Consider the following 16,381-nt stretch of genomic DNA (forward strand, 5'->3'; position numbering starts at 1 on the left):
CCCAGCAAGAGGGCGCGGCGGCGTTGGGGGTCCAGGGGTTCTTGGCGCATGGCGGCTCTCGCGGCCCGGACAGCACCTGCTGCCCGGGCCGGTGCTCAGCTCGCCACGAAGGCCAGCAGGTCCTGGTTCACCTGCTCGGCATGGGTCACCGCGAAGCCGTGGGGGGCGCCGGCATACACCTTGAGTTCGGCGCCGTGGATCGCCTCGGCGGCCAACTTGCCGGTGGTTGCGAAAGGCACCACCTGGTCGGCATCGCCGTGGATCACCAGGGTCGGCACGTCGATCTTGGCCATGTCCGGGCGGAAGTCGGTCTCGGAGAATGCGGTGACGCAGTCCAGGGTGCCTTTCAGCGAGGCCAGCAGGGCGATGTTGAGGGTCTGGGTGAAGACGCCCGCGGAGACCTCCTGGCTCTGGTTGGTGCCATAGAAGATCGGCGCGAAGTCGGCGAGGAACTGGGCGCGGTCCTTGAGCAGTCCGCCGCGGATACCGTCGAAGACGCCCTGGTCGACGCCCTGGGGGAAGTCCGGTTTCTGGCCGAACAGCGGGGTGACGGCGCCCAGCAGCGCCAGCTTGGCCACCCGCGCCGAGCCGTGGCGCGCCAGGTAGCGACTGACGTCGCCACCGCCCATGGAGAAGCCCACCAGGGTGACGTCGCGCAGATCCAGGTGCTCGATCAGCTCCTTGATGTCGTCGGCGAAGGTGTCGTAGTCGTAGCCGTTCCAGGGCTGGCCGGAGCGCCCGAAACCGCGGCGGTCGAAGGCAATGGCGCGATAGCCGTTGGCGGCCAGATGGTACATCTGGTAGTCCCACATATCGGCATCAAGCGGCCAGCCGTGGCTGAACAGCACGGGCTTGCCGCTGCCCCAGTCCTTGAAATAGATCTCGACGCCGTCGCGGGTAGTGAAGGTGCTCATGGTTGTTCGCCTCTAGGGGTGGGGGGAGTGAAAAAGGCGCCCGAGCGGGCGTTGAGCCAGGGCGCGCACAGGCGGCTCACCCTGGGCATGATCAGGAACACCACCAGCGGCACGATGCACAGGGTGATCAACAGGTTGCTCGGCACCGGCCCGGCCAGCAGCGGATAGCGCGCGAACAGCGGCTGCCACAGCGGCGGGATCAGCATGGTCAGGGGCGCGATGACCAGATAGGTCAGCACCGCCTGCTTCCAGGCCGGTGGCTGGCGCACGCCGGGGCGTGGCGGGTTGAACCAGAATTCGGCGTCGGCATGCACCTCGGGGGCATCGGCCTCGCGCAGCAGCGGCGCCACCTCGGCGATCAGCGCCTGGCGCTCTGGCGAAGCCAGCCAGGCCTGTAGTTGGTCGACGTCGGCGAAGCGCACCAAGGTGGTGAAGGCGGCGCCCTCCTCGGCTGGCGGGATGACGTCCACGCCGAGATGACCACAGGCCGCGCGGGCGGCGGTGACCGCGCGCTGCAACCAGCGCTGGTAGGCCTGGTGCTGGCCGGCCAGCGGCTGGTGACGGATCACCAGGGTGACGATGCGGCCGTGGGCCTGTTGCGGGTCTCTCCCGAGTGCGGCGGTCATGACAGCGCCCTTGCGAAGCCGCCCTGGGGCGCGCGGCGGCTGGCCAGCCACGCCGCCAGCGAATAGCGACCCGGTCCGGTGAGCGCCAGGGTGCCGAACAGCACCAGCAGCAGCCAACCGAACTGGCCCTGCTCCAGCGACCACTCCGGATGCACCGCCACCAGCGCGATGAGCAGCAGCAGCAGGATTGGCAGGCAGGCCAGGCGGGTCGCCCAGCCCAGGGCGATCAGCAGCGGGCAGAAGACCTCGGCGAATACGGCGAAGGCCAGCGTCGGCCAGGCGCCCAGGTGCAGCGGGTCCTCGATCAGGCCGAGTTGCTGGCGGAAGTTCAGCGCCTTGGGCAAGCCATGGACCGCCACCAGCAACCCGGCGCCACCCAGGCGCAGGAACAAGAGTCCCAGATCCAGCCGCGTCTCGCGCATGGCCCATCCTCCTGATGAGAGAGTCGGCTGCGAGAAAGGCCTCGCGCCGTCGATGGGGCGGACTTTCGCCCGGACGCTGGGGAGCGGCCTTGGACGTCTGTGCTGGTTTTTGTACGTCTGTGCTGTGGCGTACAGGTGAAAGGATTCAGGTCACAACAACGGCCTGAGTGTGCTGAACAGTCAACTCATGCGTGACGGTAAAACGCCGAACAGCTACTTAATCGACTTCACGGTGGACAGTAATCTGCGCCCATCGCATCCACGCCGGATGCCAGACCTTGAAGGGACAGCTGACCATGAACACCACCCAAGCCTTCACCGCCACCACCGGCCGCCTGCTGCTCGCCAGCCTCTTCCTGTTCAGCGGCGTGGGCAAACTGCTCGCCCCCGCCGCCACCAAGGGCTACATCGCCGCCATGGGCATGCCCTTCCCGGACCTCGCCTACCTCGGCGCCCTGGCAGTCGAGCTGGGCCTCGCCAGCCTGCTGCTGATCGGCTATCGCACCCGCACTGTGGCCCTGGCCATGGCCGCCTTCACCCTGGTCACCGCCGCGGTGTTCCACAACCACTTCGCCGACCAGAACCAGCTGATCCACTTCCTCAAGAATATGGCCATCGCCGGCGGCCTGTTGCAGGTGGCGGCCTTCGGCGCCGGTGCCTTGAGCGTGGATGGGCGGCGGCCGGTGCGGTCGGCGCGGTTGGCCTGACTCCATCGCCCCTTGCGCGCCCGCCTGACCCTCGCGGTCAGGCGGGCGCCGTCACGTCCAGCATCCGGGCGCAGGCCTCGCGCAGCAGGTCGAGGAACAGCCGCAGCCGCGCCGGATAGACCCGGGCGTAGGGGTAGATGAGGTAGATCGGCAGGGGCGCGGCCTGCCAGTCGGGGAGCAGGTGCACCAGCCGCCCTGCGGCGACATCCTCGCGGACCATCCAGTGCGACAGCGCCGCGCAACCGAGGCCGCGCACGGCAGCATGGCGGGCGACGAAGAGGCTTTCGGTGGCCAGGCGGGGGCGCAGGGGCACGATATGGCTCTCGCCCGAGACAGGGCGCTCCAGGTGCAGCTCGCTCTGGTAGAACTGGCTCATGGCGATCCAGGGCAGCGCCGCCAGATCCTCGGGGCCGGTGAGCGGTCCGGCCAGCGCTGGCGCGGCCACCAGGATGCGCTGGACATCGCCCAGGCGCAGCGCCACCGTGTCCGGATCCACCACCACCCCCACCCGGATGGCGCAATCCACGCCATCGGCGACGAAATTGGGCGCGCGGTCGCTCAGCACCCAGTCCACCTGCATGCCCGGGTAACGGCGCAGATAGGCTTCCAGCGGATCGAGCAGTTGCTCCTGGCCGAAGGCATGGGGCATCACCACCCGCAGCCGCCCTTCGGGTTCGGCATGGGCGCCGTGCAGGGCGGCGGCGAAGGCCTGCCAGTCGCCGAGCAGTTGCTGGGCCTGGCGATAGCAGCGCTGGCCGTCCTCGGTGAGTCTCAGGGCATGGGTCGAGCGTTGTATCAGGCGGACCTGCAAGGCCGCCTCCAGCGCCTGCAAGCGGCGGCTGACGGTGGGCTGGGTGGTGCCGAGCTGGCGCGCCGCCGCTGACAGGCTACCGGCCTCGACGATGCGGACGAAGGTCTCGAGCAGATCGAGACGATCATGGGAAAAGGTGGTATTCATACGTCTTACGTATACCCCCTGTACCGGGCGTTCGGCTACAAGCTGCCATCCTTCTGGCGAAGAATGCCGCCATCGCATCCCGACCCCGGAGCTTCAGCATGAGCGACATGCCGCTTTCGCATGGCCAGACCCCGCCGCGCACCGCCACCCTCTCCCCGGCCTTGCTGGGCCTGCTGGCCACCGGCGCCGGCCTGAGCGTGGCCAACCTCTATTACAGCCAGCCGCTGCTGGGCACCCTGGCCAGCGACCTGCCGGCGACCGCCGCCGACGTGGGGCTGATCCCTACCCTCACCCAACTCGGCTATGCCCTGGGCTTGCTGCTGCTCGCGCCCTTGGGGGATCGCTTCGACCGCCGCCGCATCATCCTGGCCAAGCTCGGCATCCTGCTGCTGGCCCTGCTCGGCGCCAGCCTGGCACCGGGGCTGCACGCCCTGCTGCTGGCCAGCCTGGTGACCGGGCTGGCCGCCACCGTGGCTCAGGACCTGGTACCCGCCGCCGCGACCCTGGCGCCACCGGCCGAGCGTGGCCGCATCGTCGGCACGGTGATGACCGGGCTGCTGCTGGGCATCCTGCTGTCGCGGGTGGTCAGCGGCCTGGTCGGCGAGCTGTTCGGCTGGCGGACGCTCTATCTGCTGGCCGCAGCCAGCATCGCCGCCATCGGCGTGGCCGTCTGGCGCGGGCTGCCGAGCTTCCCGGCGACCGCCCAGCTGAGCTATCCGGCGCTGCTCGGCTCGCTGGGGACCCTGTGGCGCCGGCATGCCGCGCTGCGCCGGGCGACCCTGGCCCAGGGCCTGCTGTCCGTCGGCTTCAGCGCCTTCTGGTCGACCCTCGCCCTCTATCTGCATGCCGGTCCCTTCCAGTTGGGCAGCGCCGCCGCCGGGGCCTTCGGCCTGGCCGGAGCCGCCGGGGCCCTGGCCGCGCCCTGGGCTGGACGCCTGGCGGATCGCCACGGCTCGGAATGGGTGACGCGGCTGGGCAGCGGCCTCGCGGCCCTGGCCTTCGCCAGCCTGCTCGCCTTGCCTTGGCTACCGGGGATGGCCGGCCTGGTCCTGCTGGCGGTGGCGACGGTGGTCTTCGACCTCGGCGTCCAGGCCAGTCTCATCGCCCACCAGGCCCAGGTCTATGGCCTGGAACCCGAGGCCCGCAGCCGGCTCAACGCGGTGCTCTTCACCGGCATGTTCATCGGCATGGCCAGTGGCGCGGCCCTCGGCAGCCTGTTGCTGGTACGCCTGGGCTGGAGCGGCGTCGCCGGCCTGGCCCTCACCGCCGCGCTCCTGGCGCTGCTGGTACGGCTCTGGCCTGCACGAGCACGCCGGGCCTAGGGCGGTTGGCGACACCTCGCCCAGGGATCGTCAACCAGAACAGGACGACCATTCCGCTTTCAGCTCGTTAATCAAAGTCCGGCTCCACAGTAGGATGACTTCCATGGCGTCGGCACCGACCGCGCCCTCACTTAGACAAGGAGCCTCAGCATGCTGGCCATTCGTAAAGCTTCCGATCGCGGCGCCGCCAACCACGGTTGGCTCAAGTCCTTCCACACCTTCTCCTTCGCCAGCTATCGCAACCCGGCGGAGCAGGGCTTCTCCGACCTGCTGGTGATCAACGACGACACCGTGGCCCCCGGCCAGGGCTTTGGCGAGCACCCGCACCGCGACATGGAGATCTTCTCCTATGTGCTCGAAGGCGCCCTGGAGCACCAGGACAGCCTGGGCACCGGCTCGGTGATCCGCCCTGGCGACGTCCAGCTGATGAGTGCCGGCAGTGGTGTCAGCCATAGCGAGTACAACCACTCCAACAGCGAGCGGGTGCACTTCCTGCAGATCTGGATCGTGCCCAACGTGCGCCGCGCCGAGCCACGCTACCAGCAGCAGCACTTCAGCGCCGAGACCAAGCGCGGTCGTCTGGCCCTGATCATCTCGCCGGACGGCGCCGAGGGTTCGCTGGAAGTAAGGCAGAGCGCCCGCGTCTACGCCGGTCTGTTCGACGGTGCCGAAAGCGCCACCCTGCAGCTGGCCCCCGAGCGCCATGCCTATGTGCACGTCGCCCGCGGCAGCCTGGAGCTGAATGGCGTCCTGTTGCAGGCCGGTGATGGCGTCCGGCTGCGCGGCGAGCGCGAAATTCAGCTGGCCCACGGCACCGACGCCGAGGTGCTGGTGTTTGATCTGCGGCCCAACGAACTGCCGCAAATGCCCTGACTACGATTTGCTGCGCGTCGGCCACACTGCGTTGAAAAGACCCTGGGTCGCCAGCCCGGTCGGAATGCTCATTTACCACTCGTAAACTTGAGCGCAAGTCCGATCCGCTTCCTCAGGTCTTTTCGCCTTGTTTGGCTCTAGCTCGCGAAATCGTAGGCCCCGTTTGCGCTAGGAGGCCGCTCCCACGGCCTCCCCTTGCCGAGAACGCGCCATGAGCACCCAAGCCCTGACCTCCCTGGTGGCCGGTAACGCCACCCTCTGGCTGACGCTGAACGTCTTTGGCGAACAGCTGGGCCTGCCGGTACCGGCCTATCCCTCACTGGTGGTGATGGGCGCGGCGGCCGACGAGGCCGAGTTGCTCCTGGCGCTCCTGGCCAGCGTCGCGGTCACCGGGTTGGCCGACCTGCTCTGGTACTGGGCCGGCCGCCGGCACGGCGCCTGGTTGTTGCGTCATCTGCCGGGGCACGTCCCTGCCGCCACCCGCTTGCCCGGCCTGCTTCTCGTGGCCAAGTTCGTCCCCGGCGCCGCGGCCCTGGCGACCCTGAGCGCAGGGGCCAGCGCCATGCCCCTGCGGCGCTTCCTCGCCTACGACCTTAGCGGCGCCACCCTGTGGATCGGCTCCGGCCTGGCCCTGGGCCGGCTGTTCGACGCCCACATCCTGGCCCTGCTGGACGAACTCGAAGGCTATGGTCCGGCCCCGCTGCTGGTCGCCGCTGGACTGGCGATCGCCTGGTTCGGTTGGCATCTGCTCTCCCAGCGCCGTGCTCGTCACCCCGATCCGCGACACTGCTGCGTCTGACAGGTTGCCGCCTTAACGCTAATTAACGATAGGCAACTCGCAGCCAAGACCCTCGCACGGAATGATTCTCATCCAGACCGCCGCTTCAGGGTTGGTCCGATAGGGAGAGCGCCATGTCCATGACCGTCGATAGCACCCCAGCTCTATCCAGGCGGCCGGATACGCGTCTGGTCGGTTTGGCGGCCTGGCAGGAACGCCTGGCCAAGGAAGTCTTGCTGCAGCACCTGGAGCGCGGCATCAGCGTCAGCCAAGTCGCGTCCGTCTGCGGCCTGTCGCGCAGCCACTTCACCCGGCAGTTCAAGCTCAGCGCCGGGCTCGCCCCGCTGGAATGGCTGCGCCAACAGCGCATCGTCCGTGCCCAGCACTTGCTGGCCGAGCGCGCCCTACCTCTGGCGGCGATCGCCCTGGAATGCGGCTTCTTCGATCAGGCGCACCTGAGCCGGGTGTTCACCCGCGCCGTGGGTGTGCCACCGCTGGCCTGGCAACAGCAGGCCCTGGAACGGCGGCTGCTGGCGGAGCTGACGCAGGTGCAGCCGCAGCATGGCCAGCAGGCGGTAGCCTAGGCGCTCTCCGCCGTCCTCCACCAGGATCAGCGACTTGTCCACCAGTTGGCCCAGCAGGGGGATGAAATGCGCCTCTTCCAGGCCGCGCTGCGCCGCCAGCGCCAGGGCCTGCGGGCGACTGAAGCGCTCGCCCGCCTCGGCCAGGGTTGCCAGCACGGCGAATTCGGCCTCGCTCAGGCTGTGCAGACTCCAGTCCAGCATGGCACCCAGGCTGCGCTGCCGCTGCGCCGCGGTACGCCGGCCCTGCACGTCCAGGTAGTAACCGCCTTCGAGTTGCGCCAGTACCCCGGCGAGTCCCTGGGCCGCCACCTGTTCGGCCAGGATCTCCAGCGCCAGGGGCACCCCCTCGGTGCGCCGACAGATCTCGCCGATCAGTTGCACATCGCTCGGCCGCAGGTGCAGCCCCGGCAGTCGTGCCCGGGCGCGGCGGACGAACAGGCGAAAGGCCGGCTCGCGCATGGCGTCGCGCAGGCGTGGCGACGGTTGGGCAGACACCGCCAGGGGCGCCAGGCGCAGCACCGCCTCGCCTTCCACGCGCAAGGCTTCGCGACTGGTGACCAGCACCTTGAGTGACGGGCAGCCCTGCAGCAGGCGCTCCACCAACCAGGCACAGGGCTCGACCAACCGCTCGGCATTGTCCAGCAACAGCAGCAGGCGGCGCGCGGACATAGCCTCCTGCACGGCGGGCAGTCCGGTACCAGCGGCCAGCCCCAGCTCACTGGCGAGGCGCTCGATCAGCGCCATGACCGTGCCCAGTGCGGCAAGGTCCAGGCTCTGCACGCCGTCGGGAAAGCTCTCCGCCAGGGTGGGCAGCAGGTGCTGGACCAGCAGCGACTTGCCCACGCCCCCGGGCCCGACCACCGAGACCAGCCGCCGCTGGACGAGCGACCGGCGCAGCTCGACGAGGCTGGCCGCGCGACCCTCCAAGGGCGTGAGCGGTAGCGCCGTCTCGGCCAGCGGCAGAAGGTCCTCCTCGCCCAGGCGCTCCACCGCGAGGGCGAAGCCGTAGCCACGCTGGCGGGCGCTGAGGATGGGGTCCTGGGCGCTGTAGGCGCGCAGCACCCGCCGCAAGGCCGCGATGTGCACCCGCAGATTGATGTCCTCGACGACGCTGCCAGGCCAGACCCGTGCCATCAGGGTCTGCTTGTCGATCAACTCGCCGGGCTGCTCCAGCAGCACCCGCAGGAGGTCCAGGGCACGCCCTCCGAGCGGCAGCGGCCGCTCGCCGTCGAGCAGCAGGCGCCGCCGGGGATCCAGGGTCAGGCCACAGAAACGATAGGCACCCGCCATTGCCAAGGGCTTGAGTTCATGCATGACCATGCTGCGCCACGCCACGCCGCGCCAGGCCTGCCGCTGCTCGCGCAGGCGGACCCGTCAGGCGTTTGCGCCTCTCCTTCGCCGATAGGTCATACCATTCTGGCCAATGCCCTGGCAGGAGGGACGACGATCTACGGTCGGAAGCTGCCATCGATGGGCGTGATACCGCCATCGAGGTCGCCTTCAGCTGAATTGGTAGCGGTACTGCGCCGGCGTCAGCCCCAGATGGCCCTGGAAGGCGGCGCGCATGCACCTGTCGCTGGCGAAGCCGCTGCGAAAGGCCACCGTCTTCAGTGGCAGGTCGCTGGTCTCCAGCAATCCACGGGCATGATCGATGCGCGCCCGCAGCACGAACTCCAGGGGCGTCATGCCGGTATCGCGCTTGAACACCCGGGCGAAGTTGCGGGTGCCCATGGTCGCCAGTTCCGCGAGCCGGCTGATGGAATAGGCCTGGTCGATGTTCGCCAGCACATGGCGCTGCACCCGGGTGATGGCGGTGGCCGCCTCGGGTTCGTCGAACAAGGGGCTGAATTGTGCCTGCTTGCCCTGGCGCTGGGTGACCACCACCAGCACCTTGGCCACCTCGCGGGCGATGACCTTGCCGTGATCCTCGGCCACCAGTGCCAGCGCCAGGTCGATGCCGGCGGTGACCCCGGCCGAGGTCAGCAATGGCCCGTCGCTCAGATAGATCTCGTCGGCCGTCACCTGGGCCCGGGGAAAGCGACGCGCCAGGCGCTCGCGATAATTCCAGTGGGTGGTCACCTGGCGCCCATCGAGCAGCCCGGCGCTGCCGAGCAGGAAAGTCCCGGTACAGACCGCGCCATACCGGACGCAATGCTCGGGCACCTGGCGCAGCCAGGCGGCCACGTCCGGGTGCGGCTCCAGGTAGGCCCCCGGCCCACCGGGCACCAGCAGCAGGTCATAGGCTCCGGGCGGCTGCTGGGTGGTAAGGTCCGTGCGTATCGTCATGCCATTGGAGCAACGCAGGGTGCGCCGCCGCCCGGCGGCGATGGTCACGAGGCGATAGTGATCGGCGGCTGGCAGATAGCGATTGGCGATGGAAAACACCTCCACCGGCCCGGCGAAATCCAGCATCAACACCTCGGGGACCAGCAAGAAAGCCACTGTCCTCGTCATGGCGATACATCCTTATCCGTGCAACAGTTTGTCCTTGGAAGGCGGCGCCATCCGGGTAGGTTTGGGGTGAGGATAAGGATTCAGGCCCAGGGGGCAAGGACTGGCATAACGCCAGGCGTCGGGCGCCACGAGACCGCTGCCAAGCCTGAACGCCAGCAGCCGCTTTGGCACGCGGCTCTTGGCCGGCTGGGCAATTGTTGCGGCTCTCAGGCTCGCCGCAACCGGATCAGCGTGATCTCGCTCGGCGCGCCGAAGCGCAGCGGCGGGCCCCAGTAGCCGGTGCCGCGGCTGATGTAGACGGTCAGCTGGCCCAGGCGGTGGATGCCGGCGACCCAGGGTTGCTGGAAGCGGACGAAGTACATCCAGGGCCAGAACTGGCCGCCGTGGGTGTGACCAGAGAGTTGCAGGTCGGCGCCGGCGGCCTCAGCCTTGGGGGCCGAGCGCGGCTGATGGGCCAGCAGCAGGCGGAACAGCCCCTCCGGGGCGCCGGCGAAGGCGGCTGCGGCGTCGCTCCTGTGGCTGGGGACGTAGAGCGGCGCCGAGTAGTCGGTGATGCCGGCCAATACGAAGGACGTGCCCTGGTGTTCCAACACCCGGTGCTGGTCGATCAGCAGCGCCAGCCCCTGTTCGCGCCAGGCGCGCACCCAGGCTTCGGCACCGGAGTAGTACTCGTGGTTGCCGGTGATGGCGTAGGTGCCCAGGCGCGCCTCGAGCCCTTGCAGCGGCAGAAATTCATGGCGCAGTTCGGCCACGCTGCCGTCCACGAGGTCGCCGGTGATGGCCACCAGGTCGGCGTCCAGGCCGTTGACCCTATCGACGATGCGTTGCAGGTAGCCGGCCTTGATCGTCGGGCCGATGTGCAGGTCGCTGAGCTGCACGATGCGCAGCCCGTCCAGGCCGGCGGGCAGCGTTGGCAGGGCCAGCTCCACCTCCTTGACCTTGGCGGTGCGCCGGGCGTTGTAGAGGCTTCTCAGCGCCACCAGCAGCACCAGGCCCAGCACCGCCCAGGCGCTGCCGGCACGCCAGGCGGCGTCCAGCGGGTGGCCGGCCAGACTGGCCAGGGCCATGACCAGGCCACGCAGCAGACTAAAGATCGCCAGGCTGGAAAACACGCCCATGGCGATCAGCGCCGTCCAGGCCAGGAGGCGCGAACGCATGTCTCGCGAGCGAAAGCCCAGGGGCACCAGGACGAACGACAGGAGCAGCAGGAGCCAGAACGGCAGCTGTGCGGGGAGCGACAGGCCGAGATCGCCGATGACGCTAAGGCCAATGAACAGGTGCAGGACGAAAAGGATCAGATACATCATGGCGCGGGAACGGAACATGGAGAGCCCTGGGGCGAGGAGAAGGTCTTACCTTAGCACCCCACCGGTCGCCGCTCGGAGCGCCCGGTTGTTTCCGGCTACAACGATTCAGCCGGCATTCAGCGCTGCTCCGCGTCGCTGGCCTGGACGGCCTGGTCCGCGCGCCGGCCCAGGTAGAAGCCCAGCCAGGCCCAGAGCGCCGCGCAGGCAGCACCGACCAGCGCCGGCAGCCAGGCGCCATGACCGAGCAGGTCCAGCAGGCTCTTGGCCCAGCCGCTGGCGGCGTCGCCGGCGCGGTAGACCACGGTGTCGATGAAGTTCTTGGCCTTGTACTTGGTCTCGGCGTCCAGCGGGGCGAAGAGCATCTCCCGGCCCGGGCGGATGAAGGCGTATTCGCCGATGCGCCGCACGATCATCAGGCCCGCCAGCATGGCGAAGGTAGGCAGCAGCGCGAGCCCCACGAAACCCACGCACATCAGCAGCGGCACCCCGGCCAGCAGGATGCGCACGCCCAGCCGCTGGGCCAGGCGGCCGGTGATCAGCACCTGGCTGGCCAGGGCGCCGGCCTGGACCACGAAGTCCAGCAGGCCGAACACCTGCACCTGACGCGCCCGGTCGGGGAACAGCTCGGCCACCAGCCGTGCCTGCTCGAAATAGAGAAAGGTGCTGACCGTGGCCAGCAGGATGACGAAGGCGCTCACCGCCAGTAGGTAGGGCGAGGCCAGCACCCGGGTGAGACCACTGAAGGGATTGCCGGCCACCGGGCGCCGCGGACTTTCCGTCGGTGCTGCGCCCGGTCGCCCGGCGCCGAGGGTCTCGCGCCACCCCATCAAATAGGCCTTGAGCGCCAGGGCCAGGAGCAGCAGCGCGGCGGCCAGCAGCGCGAGGCCCGCCTCACCGACCAGCGGGGCCAGGGCCGCGGCCAATACCGGGCCGAGCAGGCCACCGACACTGGCCCCGGCGGCGATGAAGGCGAACAGCCGCCGCGCCTGGGCGCCGTCGAAGACATCGGCCATCAGACTCCAGGCCACCGAGACCACGAAGAGGTTGTAGACCGAGATCCAGACGTAGAAGGTGCGCGCCAGCCAGACGCCGTCGCCCAGGCTGGCGAAGCAGGCGGCGAAGGCCAGCAGGTTGAGGGCGAAGAAGCCGTAGACCCAGTCGACGAAGCGCCGCCGCGCCACTCGTGAATTGAGCCAGGCGAACAGGGGTACGGCCAGCAGCATCACCACGAAGGTAGCGGTGAACAGCCACTGCAGATTCTGCACCCCGCCAGCGATGCCCATGGCCTCGCGGATCGGCCGCAGCATGAAGTAGCCGGCGAACAGGCAGAGGAACAACGCGAAGCCCGCAAGGGCCGCGGGCGATTCGCCGGCGCGGGCGTCGAGGACGCGACCGAGCCAGTCCTTCATCTAGGCGAACAGCCCGGCGATGGCCTCGCGCTGGCGCGCATCCGGCAGGCGCCCACGGCCGGCCTGGAGGTTGTCGACCATGTAGCGCGGATTGCTGGTGGCCGGGATCACCGCGGTCACCGCCGGGTCGGCGAGGATGAACTTGAGCAGCAGTTGCGCCCAGCTGGTCGCGCCCAGTTCGGCCGCCAGCGGCGGCAGCGGCTTGCCACGGGTACCGGAGAGCAGGTTGCCGCGCTGGAAGGGTCGATTGATCAGCACGGCGATGCCCTGGTCGCGGCAATAGGGCAGCAGGTGCCGCTCGGCCTCGCGCTCGCCCACCGAGTAGTTGAACTGCACGAAGTCGACCTTCTCCTTTTTCAGCGTGGCCAGCAGATCGTCCAGCGCCACCTCGCGATAGTGGGTGACGCCCACGTAGCGCACCTTGCCGGCCTGCTGCTGTTCGCGCAGCAGGGCGAGCTGATTGGCGGTGTCCTGCAGATTGTGCACCTGGACCAGATCCAGGCGGTCGGTCTGCAGGGCCTGGAAGCTGGCGGCCAGTTGCGCCGCACCGCGCTCACGCCCGGTGGAGGATATCTTGGTGGCGAGAAAGACCCTGTCTCGGGCCTTGGCCCGCTTGACCAGTTCACCAGCCACCCGCTCGGAGTTGCCATAGCTGGGGGCCGTGTCGATGAGGCTGCCACCGCCGTCCAGCAGCGCCTGGAGTACCTCTTGCAGCGGCGCCAGGGCGGCGTCGTTCAGCTCGACGTTCAGGTTGCCCGAGGTGCCCAGGCCGATGACGGGCAGGGCCTCGCCGCTGCGCGGGATCTTGCGGGTCAGCAGCGGCTCGGCGGCCTGGGCGCTCTGCCACAGCCAGGGCGCGGCGGTCACGGCGGCGGCCAGGGCGGTGGTGGTCTGCAGGAAATGGCGACGGGTCGGCATGGCGGGCCTCGCGACGGGCAGTTAGGAAGGATGACCTTTGAGTTAAGCCATTCTTCCGGCCGATCGCCCGCTGGGCTCATTGCGACATGTTGCGGCGCTCTCGTAGGTTGGGTTGAGACGGCTCCTTCGTCGAAGCCCAACAGGAGAATGTCCAAACTCGGGCAATGTTGGGCTTCGCTGCGCTCAACCCAACCTACGACAGGATCTCGTGATCCGTCGGCGGCAGGCTGCCGTCGCCACCCAGGTAGCGGTCGTAGAAATCCCGCACCGTGACGTTCTTGTGCTTGGCCTCGAACATGATGTCGAAGCAGTCGAGGAACTGGCAGGCGTAGCGGTTGCACCAGTCGTTCCACATCATGTCGCTGTGGGCATAGAGCAGCCGCTTGCTGATCTGCTGTAGCAGGAACTTGATGTCGATCCGCTCGCTGGGCGAGACACCCATTTCCATCAGGGCTTCCGGCGGCTGGGAGTAGTGCATGGCCGGACGCACCCCGCGCCAGCTGTCGATGATCCGCGCCACCCGCGGTTCCCAGGGATCGATATAGGCCTCTTCGTGGATCCAGCAGTGGTGGATGTCCAGCACCACCGGGGCGAGGTCGGCCAGTTGCAGGCAGTCGTCGACGCCGTAGGTCTTCTCGTCGTTCTCGAAGGTGATGCAATTGCGCGCCTCGCTGGACAGACGCGGCCAGACCGCGCGGATGCCGGGCACGCCCAGGCGACCGGCGATGTGCACGTTGCACTTGAAGTCCTGGAATTTCTGGCCGTAGCCCATCAGGCGGATCATGTCGGCGTGGTATTCGAATTCCGCCAGGCTGTTCTCCACCACTTCGGGACGATCCGAGCCCAGCACGCAGAATTGCCCGGGGTGCAGCGACAGCCGCACATCGCGGCGGCGCGCCAGTTCGCCCAGGCGGCCGAAACGATCTTCCAGCAGTGCCTGCAACTCCTGGGAGCGATAGAAGTAGGCGAACTCGGCGTGGCTATAGAAGGGCAGCAGGTCGCTGCTCAGGCGCAGCATGCGCAGGTTGGCCGGCAGGTCGGCGACGTGCTCGACGAACCTCAGCTGGGCGTCCAGGTTATGGGTGACCACGTCCAGCAGCTTGGCCTCGGCGGCGGCGCGCTCGACGCTGCCCAGCCAGCGCAGGGTGGTGGTGCGGGTATTGAAGGCCCGCTCGACCTGCTCCAGTGCCTTGAGCGACAGGCTGCGCTCGGGGTGACGGTACATGCAGGCGAAGCCGATTCGATACATGGGACGCTCGGGACAGGGACTATAGGGGTTAGTCCGCAGGGCGCCGCCTGGGTGCGGGTGGGGTGATGGGTGGAACCTGAAAATGTGGTGCCAGGGTTTGCCCTCACCCCGGCCCTCTCCCGGGGGGGGAGAGGGGGCGGTCCGATAGGGAGCGGGGTTCTTGGTGTATCGGGTTAAGTGACGGCAGTCAGTGGAAAACGTTTTGCAGTTTTCCACGCTACGAGAGGTCAGGTGTAGGGTGGAAAACGGCGCAGCCTTTTCCACGCGGACTCCGGCTGGCCTACCCCGGCCCCAACCACACCGTCAGTGCATGCAGCACCAGTCCCACCAGGCCGCCCACCAGGGTGCCGTTGATGCGGATGAATTGCAGGTCCTTGCCGACGCTCTGCTCCAGTTGCTGGACCAGTTCGTCGGTGTCCCAGGCGGCCACCCGGGCGGCGATGTAGTCGCCGATGCGCTGGCGGTTGCGGTCGATGAAGGGCGGGGCGACGGCGATCAGTTGTTCGTTGATCCAGTGTCTCATGGCTTCGTCGCGACTCAGGGTCTCACCCAGTTCGGCCAGCAGCCGGCCCAGGCGGCGGCGGATGCGGGAATCCGGGGCGGCCAGATCGGCCTGCAGCCAGTTCACCAGTTCGTCCCACAGCTCCTGCAGATAGCCGGCCAGCGCCGGGTGTTCCAGCAGCCGGTCGCGCAACTGCTCGCCACGCAGGCGGAAGGCCGGGTCTTCCTTGAGGCGTTCGATGAAGCCGACCAGATAGCCATCGAAGTGTCGGCGCAACTCGTGCTCGCGATCCTGGCTGATCTCGCCGATCAGGCGCGATACCGCCTGCACCACCTTGATCGCCGACCAGCGCCCGATCCGCTCGTCCAGGCCCAGGTACTTGAGGGTGCGCAATTCGCCGCCGATGGTGCGGGCGATCAGCGCCTGGGTGTCCTCGTCCTGCAGCAGGCGGTCGATCTCCTGCAGCACCTCGTCGAGCACCGCCTGGTGGCGGCCGTCGGCGGTCAGCACATCGAGCAACTCGCCGGAGAGCGCTGCTACGTCCAGGCGCTGCAAGCGCTCCACCGCCACCCGGCGGATGAAGGCCTGCACCCGCACCTCGCGCAGGGCCTCCAGGGAGTAGCGGGCGACACCGGTGGCCTGATTGGCCACCGCGGCGGCGTTGTCCGGTTGGCGCAACCAGCCGGCCAGGCGTCCGGCGGCGTCCAGTTCTTCCAGCTTGGCCAGCACCTGGGGCGTAGCGAGGAAGTGCAGGCAGATGAAGTCCGACAGCTTGCGCCCGACCCCGGCCTTGTTGCGCGGAATAATGGCGGTATGGGGAATCGGCAGCCCTAGGGGATGGCGGAACAGCGCGGTCACCGCGAACCAGTCGGCGATGGCGCCGACCATGGCCGCCTCGGCGAAGGCGGCGGCGTAGCCCCAGGCCGGATGGCGCGCCTCCAGGGCGGTGGCCAGGCCATAGAGCGCAGCTGCCAGGCACAGCAGCAGCAAGGCGATGAGCTTCATGCGCCGGACCGGGGCGAGGCCGTCGCGGGAGAGCGTGGTCATGACGATGGGTCGGTCCTCGGGTCTGGAACGGATGCTGGGTAGAAAGCGGCGCCCTGGCGGAGTTTCCGACGCGCCGCCACGGTGCGCCCCGGCCCCATCCTAGCGCAGCGCCCGGCAAGCGGACGCGCAAAGGTTCGCCCAGACGCGAACCAATGCCAATGGCCGGGTCCGCGACCGGGTGCCAGGCATCGGCCCAGAGCCTCGCGCCGAAAGGCCGCACGAACCAATTTTCAATGGCATCGGCCTTGCACTCGCTCCTGCTATCCGGATCCCCCGGCGACCGCGCTGGCAGCGCGCTTGTCGCCGGGCGA

General features: G+C 68.6%; 15 protein-coding genes and 1 pseudogene. 5 read left to right on the forward strand and 11 right to left on the reverse strand.

The window, feature by feature from the left end:
• Positions 1–95 precede the first annotated feature (95 nt).
• From ACYJP6_RS16940 to ACYJP6_RS16950, 3 genes are read right to left on the reverse strand one after another with little or no spacing between them, the layout of a single operon-like run.
• Positions 96–914, reverse strand: coding sequence for an alpha/beta fold hydrolase (locus ACYJP6_RS16940; protein WP_459476170.1), 819 nt, complete (start codon positions 912–914; stop codon positions 96–98).
• A complete protein-coding gene (locus tag ACYJP6_RS16945) occupies positions 911–1,540 on the reverse strand; it encodes an antibiotic biosynthesis monooxygenase (protein WP_459476171.1) in 630 nt (209 codons plus the stop codon). Before ACYJP6_RS16945 ends, ACYJP6_RS16940 begins: the two co-directional genes overlap by 4 nt.
• Positions 1,537–1,962, reverse strand: coding sequence for a DoxX family protein (locus tag ACYJP6_RS16950; RefSeq protein ID WP_459476172.1), 426 nt, complete (start codon positions 1,960–1,962; stop codon positions 1,537–1,539). The genes ACYJP6_RS16945 and ACYJP6_RS16950 overlap by 4 nt, the downstream gene beginning before the upstream one ends.
• 296 nt (positions 1,963–2,258) lie before the next feature.
• On the opposite strand from ACYJP6_RS16950, the gene ACYJP6_RS16955 reads away from it, so the two are divergent.
• On the forward strand, positions 2,259–2,669 hold the full coding sequence (locus ACYJP6_RS16955; protein ID WP_459476173.1) for a DoxX family protein: 411 nt from the start codon (positions 2,259–2,261) through the stop codon (positions 2,667–2,669).
• Positions 2,670–2,706: 37 nt separating this feature from the next.
• On the opposite strand, the gene ACYJP6_RS16960 is transcribed toward ACYJP6_RS16955, so the two are convergent.
• The gene (locus ACYJP6_RS16960) at positions 2,707–3,627 is read right to left on the reverse strand and encodes a LysR family transcriptional regulator (RefSeq protein ID WP_459476174.1); all 921 of its coding nucleotides are present in this window, start codon (positions 3,625–3,627) and stop codon (positions 2,707–2,709) included.
• 98 nt (positions 3,628–3,725) lie between these two features.
• On the opposite strand from ACYJP6_RS16960, the gene ACYJP6_RS16965 reads away from it, so the two are divergent.
• The 4 genes from ACYJP6_RS16965 (at position 3,726) to ACYJP6_RS16980 (ending at position 7,184) form a co-directional block, all read left to right on the forward strand.
• Complete coding sequence (locus ACYJP6_RS16965) at positions 3,726–4,949, forward strand: MFS transporter (protein WP_459476175.1); 1,224 nt, start codon at positions 3,726–3,728, stop codon at positions 4,947–4,949.
• A gap of 150 nt (positions 4,950–5,099) precedes the next feature.
• Entirely contained in the window at positions 5,100–5,822 is a 723-nt protein-coding gene (locus ACYJP6_RS16970; RefSeq protein WP_459476176.1) for a pirin family protein, read from the forward strand.
• A 211-nt stretch (positions 5,823–6,033) separates the two neighbouring features.
• Positions 6,034–6,621 carry a DedA family protein gene (locus tag ACYJP6_RS16975; protein WP_459476177.1) on the forward strand — a complete coding sequence of 196 codons (588 nt, stop codon included), beginning with the start codon at positions 6,034–6,036 and terminating at the stop codon, positions 6,619–6,621.
• 113 nt (positions 6,622–6,734) lie between these two features.
• A complete protein-coding gene (locus ACYJP6_RS16980) occupies positions 6,735–7,184 on the forward strand; it encodes a helix-turn-helix domain-containing protein (RefSeq protein ID WP_459476178.1) in 450 nt (149 codons plus the stop codon).
• A 624-nt stretch (positions 7,185–7,808) separates the two neighbouring features.
• On the opposite strand, the pseudogene ACYJP6_RS16985 reads toward ACYJP6_RS16980, so the two are convergent.
• The 7 genes and pseudogenes from ACYJP6_RS16985 to ACYJP6_RS17015 form a co-directional block, all read right to left on the reverse strand.
• A pseudogene (locus ACYJP6_RS16985) lies at positions 7,809–8,504 on the reverse strand (winged helix-turn-helix domain-containing protein); the annotation flags it as partial.
• Positions 8,505–8,684: 180 nt separating this feature from the next.
• Complete coding sequence (locus ACYJP6_RS16990) at positions 8,685–9,638, reverse strand: GlxA family transcriptional regulator (RefSeq protein WP_309757169.1); 954 nt, start codon at positions 9,636–9,638, stop codon at positions 8,685–8,687.
• 206 nt (positions 9,639–9,844) lie between these two features.
• A complete protein-coding gene (locus ACYJP6_RS16995) occupies positions 9,845–10,963 on the reverse strand; it encodes a metallophosphoesterase (protein ID WP_459476180.1) in 1,119 nt (372 codons plus the stop codon).
• A gap of 98 nt (positions 10,964–11,061) precedes the next feature.
• A complete protein-coding gene (locus ACYJP6_RS17000; RefSeq protein WP_459476181.1) occupies positions 11,062–12,354 on the reverse strand; it encodes an NTP/NDP exchange transporter in 1,293 nt (430 codons plus the stop codon).
• A complete protein-coding gene (locus ACYJP6_RS17005; RefSeq protein ID WP_459476182.1) occupies positions 12,355–13,272 on the reverse strand; it encodes an aldo/keto reductase in 918 nt (305 codons plus the stop codon).
• A 193-nt stretch (positions 13,273–13,465) separates the two neighbouring features.
• Entirely contained in the window at positions 13,466–14,521 is a 1,056-nt protein-coding gene (uvsE, locus tag ACYJP6_RS17010) for a UV DNA damage repair endonuclease UvsE (RefSeq protein ID WP_459476183.1), read from the reverse strand.
• A gap of 280 nt (positions 14,522–14,801) precedes the next feature.
• Positions 14,802–16,070 carry a DUF445 domain-containing protein gene (locus tag ACYJP6_RS17015; RefSeq protein ID WP_459476184.1) on the reverse strand — a complete coding sequence of 423 codons (1,269 nt, stop codon included), beginning with the start codon at positions 16,068–16,070 and terminating at the stop codon, positions 14,802–14,804.
• Positions 16,071–16,381: the final 311 nt, after the last annotated feature.

Source organism: Pseudomonas sp. No.117 (genome assembly GCF_054558395.1).

Excerpts from the sequence above, each read along its gene's own strand:
- ACYJP6_RS16960 (WP_459476174.1), bottom strand. The coding sequence starts at position 3,627 with ATGAATACCACCTTTTCCCATGATCGTCTCGATCTGCTCGAGACCTTC.
- uvsE (WP_459476183.1), bottom strand. The coding sequence starts at position 14,521 with ATGTATCGAATCGGCTTCGCCTGCATGTACCGTCACCCCGAGCGCAGC.
- ACYJP6_RS16975 (WP_459476177.1), top strand. The coding sequence starts at position 6,034 with ATGAGCACCCAAGCCCTGACCTCCCTGGTGGCCGGTAACGCCACCCTC.
- ACYJP6_RS16940 (WP_459476170.1), bottom strand. The coding sequence starts at position 914 with ATGAGCACCTTCACTACCCGCGACGGCGTCGAGATCTATTTCAAGGAC.
- ACYJP6_RS17000 (WP_459476181.1), bottom strand. The coding sequence starts at position 12,354 with ATGAAGGACTGGCTCGGTCGCGTCCTCGACGCCCGCGCCGGCGAATCG.
- ACYJP6_RS16950 (WP_459476172.1), bottom strand. The coding sequence starts at position 1,962 with ATGCGCGAGACGCGGCTGGATCTGGGACTCTTGTTCCTGCGCCTGGGT.
- ACYJP6_RS16970 (WP_459476176.1), top strand. The coding sequence starts at position 5,100 with ATGCTGGCCATTCGTAAAGCTTCCGATCGCGGCGCCGCCAACCACGGT.
- ACYJP6_RS16965 (WP_459476175.1), top strand. The coding sequence starts at position 3,726 with ATGAGCGACATGCCGCTTTCGCATGGCCAGACCCCGCCGCGCACCGCC.
- ACYJP6_RS16945 (WP_459476171.1), bottom strand. The coding sequence starts at position 1,540 with ATGACCGCCGCACTCGGGAGAGACCCGCAACAGGCCCACGGCCGCATC.
- ACYJP6_RS16955 (WP_459476173.1), top strand. The coding sequence starts at position 2,259 with ATGAACACCACCCAAGCCTTCACCGCCACCACCGGCCGCCTGCTGCTC.
- ACYJP6_RS16995 (WP_459476180.1), bottom strand. The coding sequence starts at position 10,963 with ATGTTCCGTTCCCGCGCCATGATGTATCTGATCCTTTTCGTCCTGCAC.
- ACYJP6_RS17005 (WP_459476182.1), bottom strand. The coding sequence starts at position 13,272 with ATGCCGACCCGTCGCCATTTCCTGCAGACCACCACCGCCCTGGCCGCC.
- ACYJP6_RS16980 (WP_459476178.1), top strand. The coding sequence starts at position 6,735 with ATGTCCATGACCGTCGATAGCACCCCAGCTCTATCCAGGCGGCCGGAT.
- ACYJP6_RS17015 (WP_459476184.1), bottom strand. The coding sequence starts at position 16,070 with ATGACCACGCTCTCCCGCGACGGCCTCGCCCCGGTCCGGCGCATGAAG.
- ACYJP6_RS16990 (WP_309757169.1), bottom strand. The coding sequence starts at position 9,638 with ATGACGAGGACAGTGGCTTTCTTGCTGGTCCCCGAGGTGTTGATGCTG.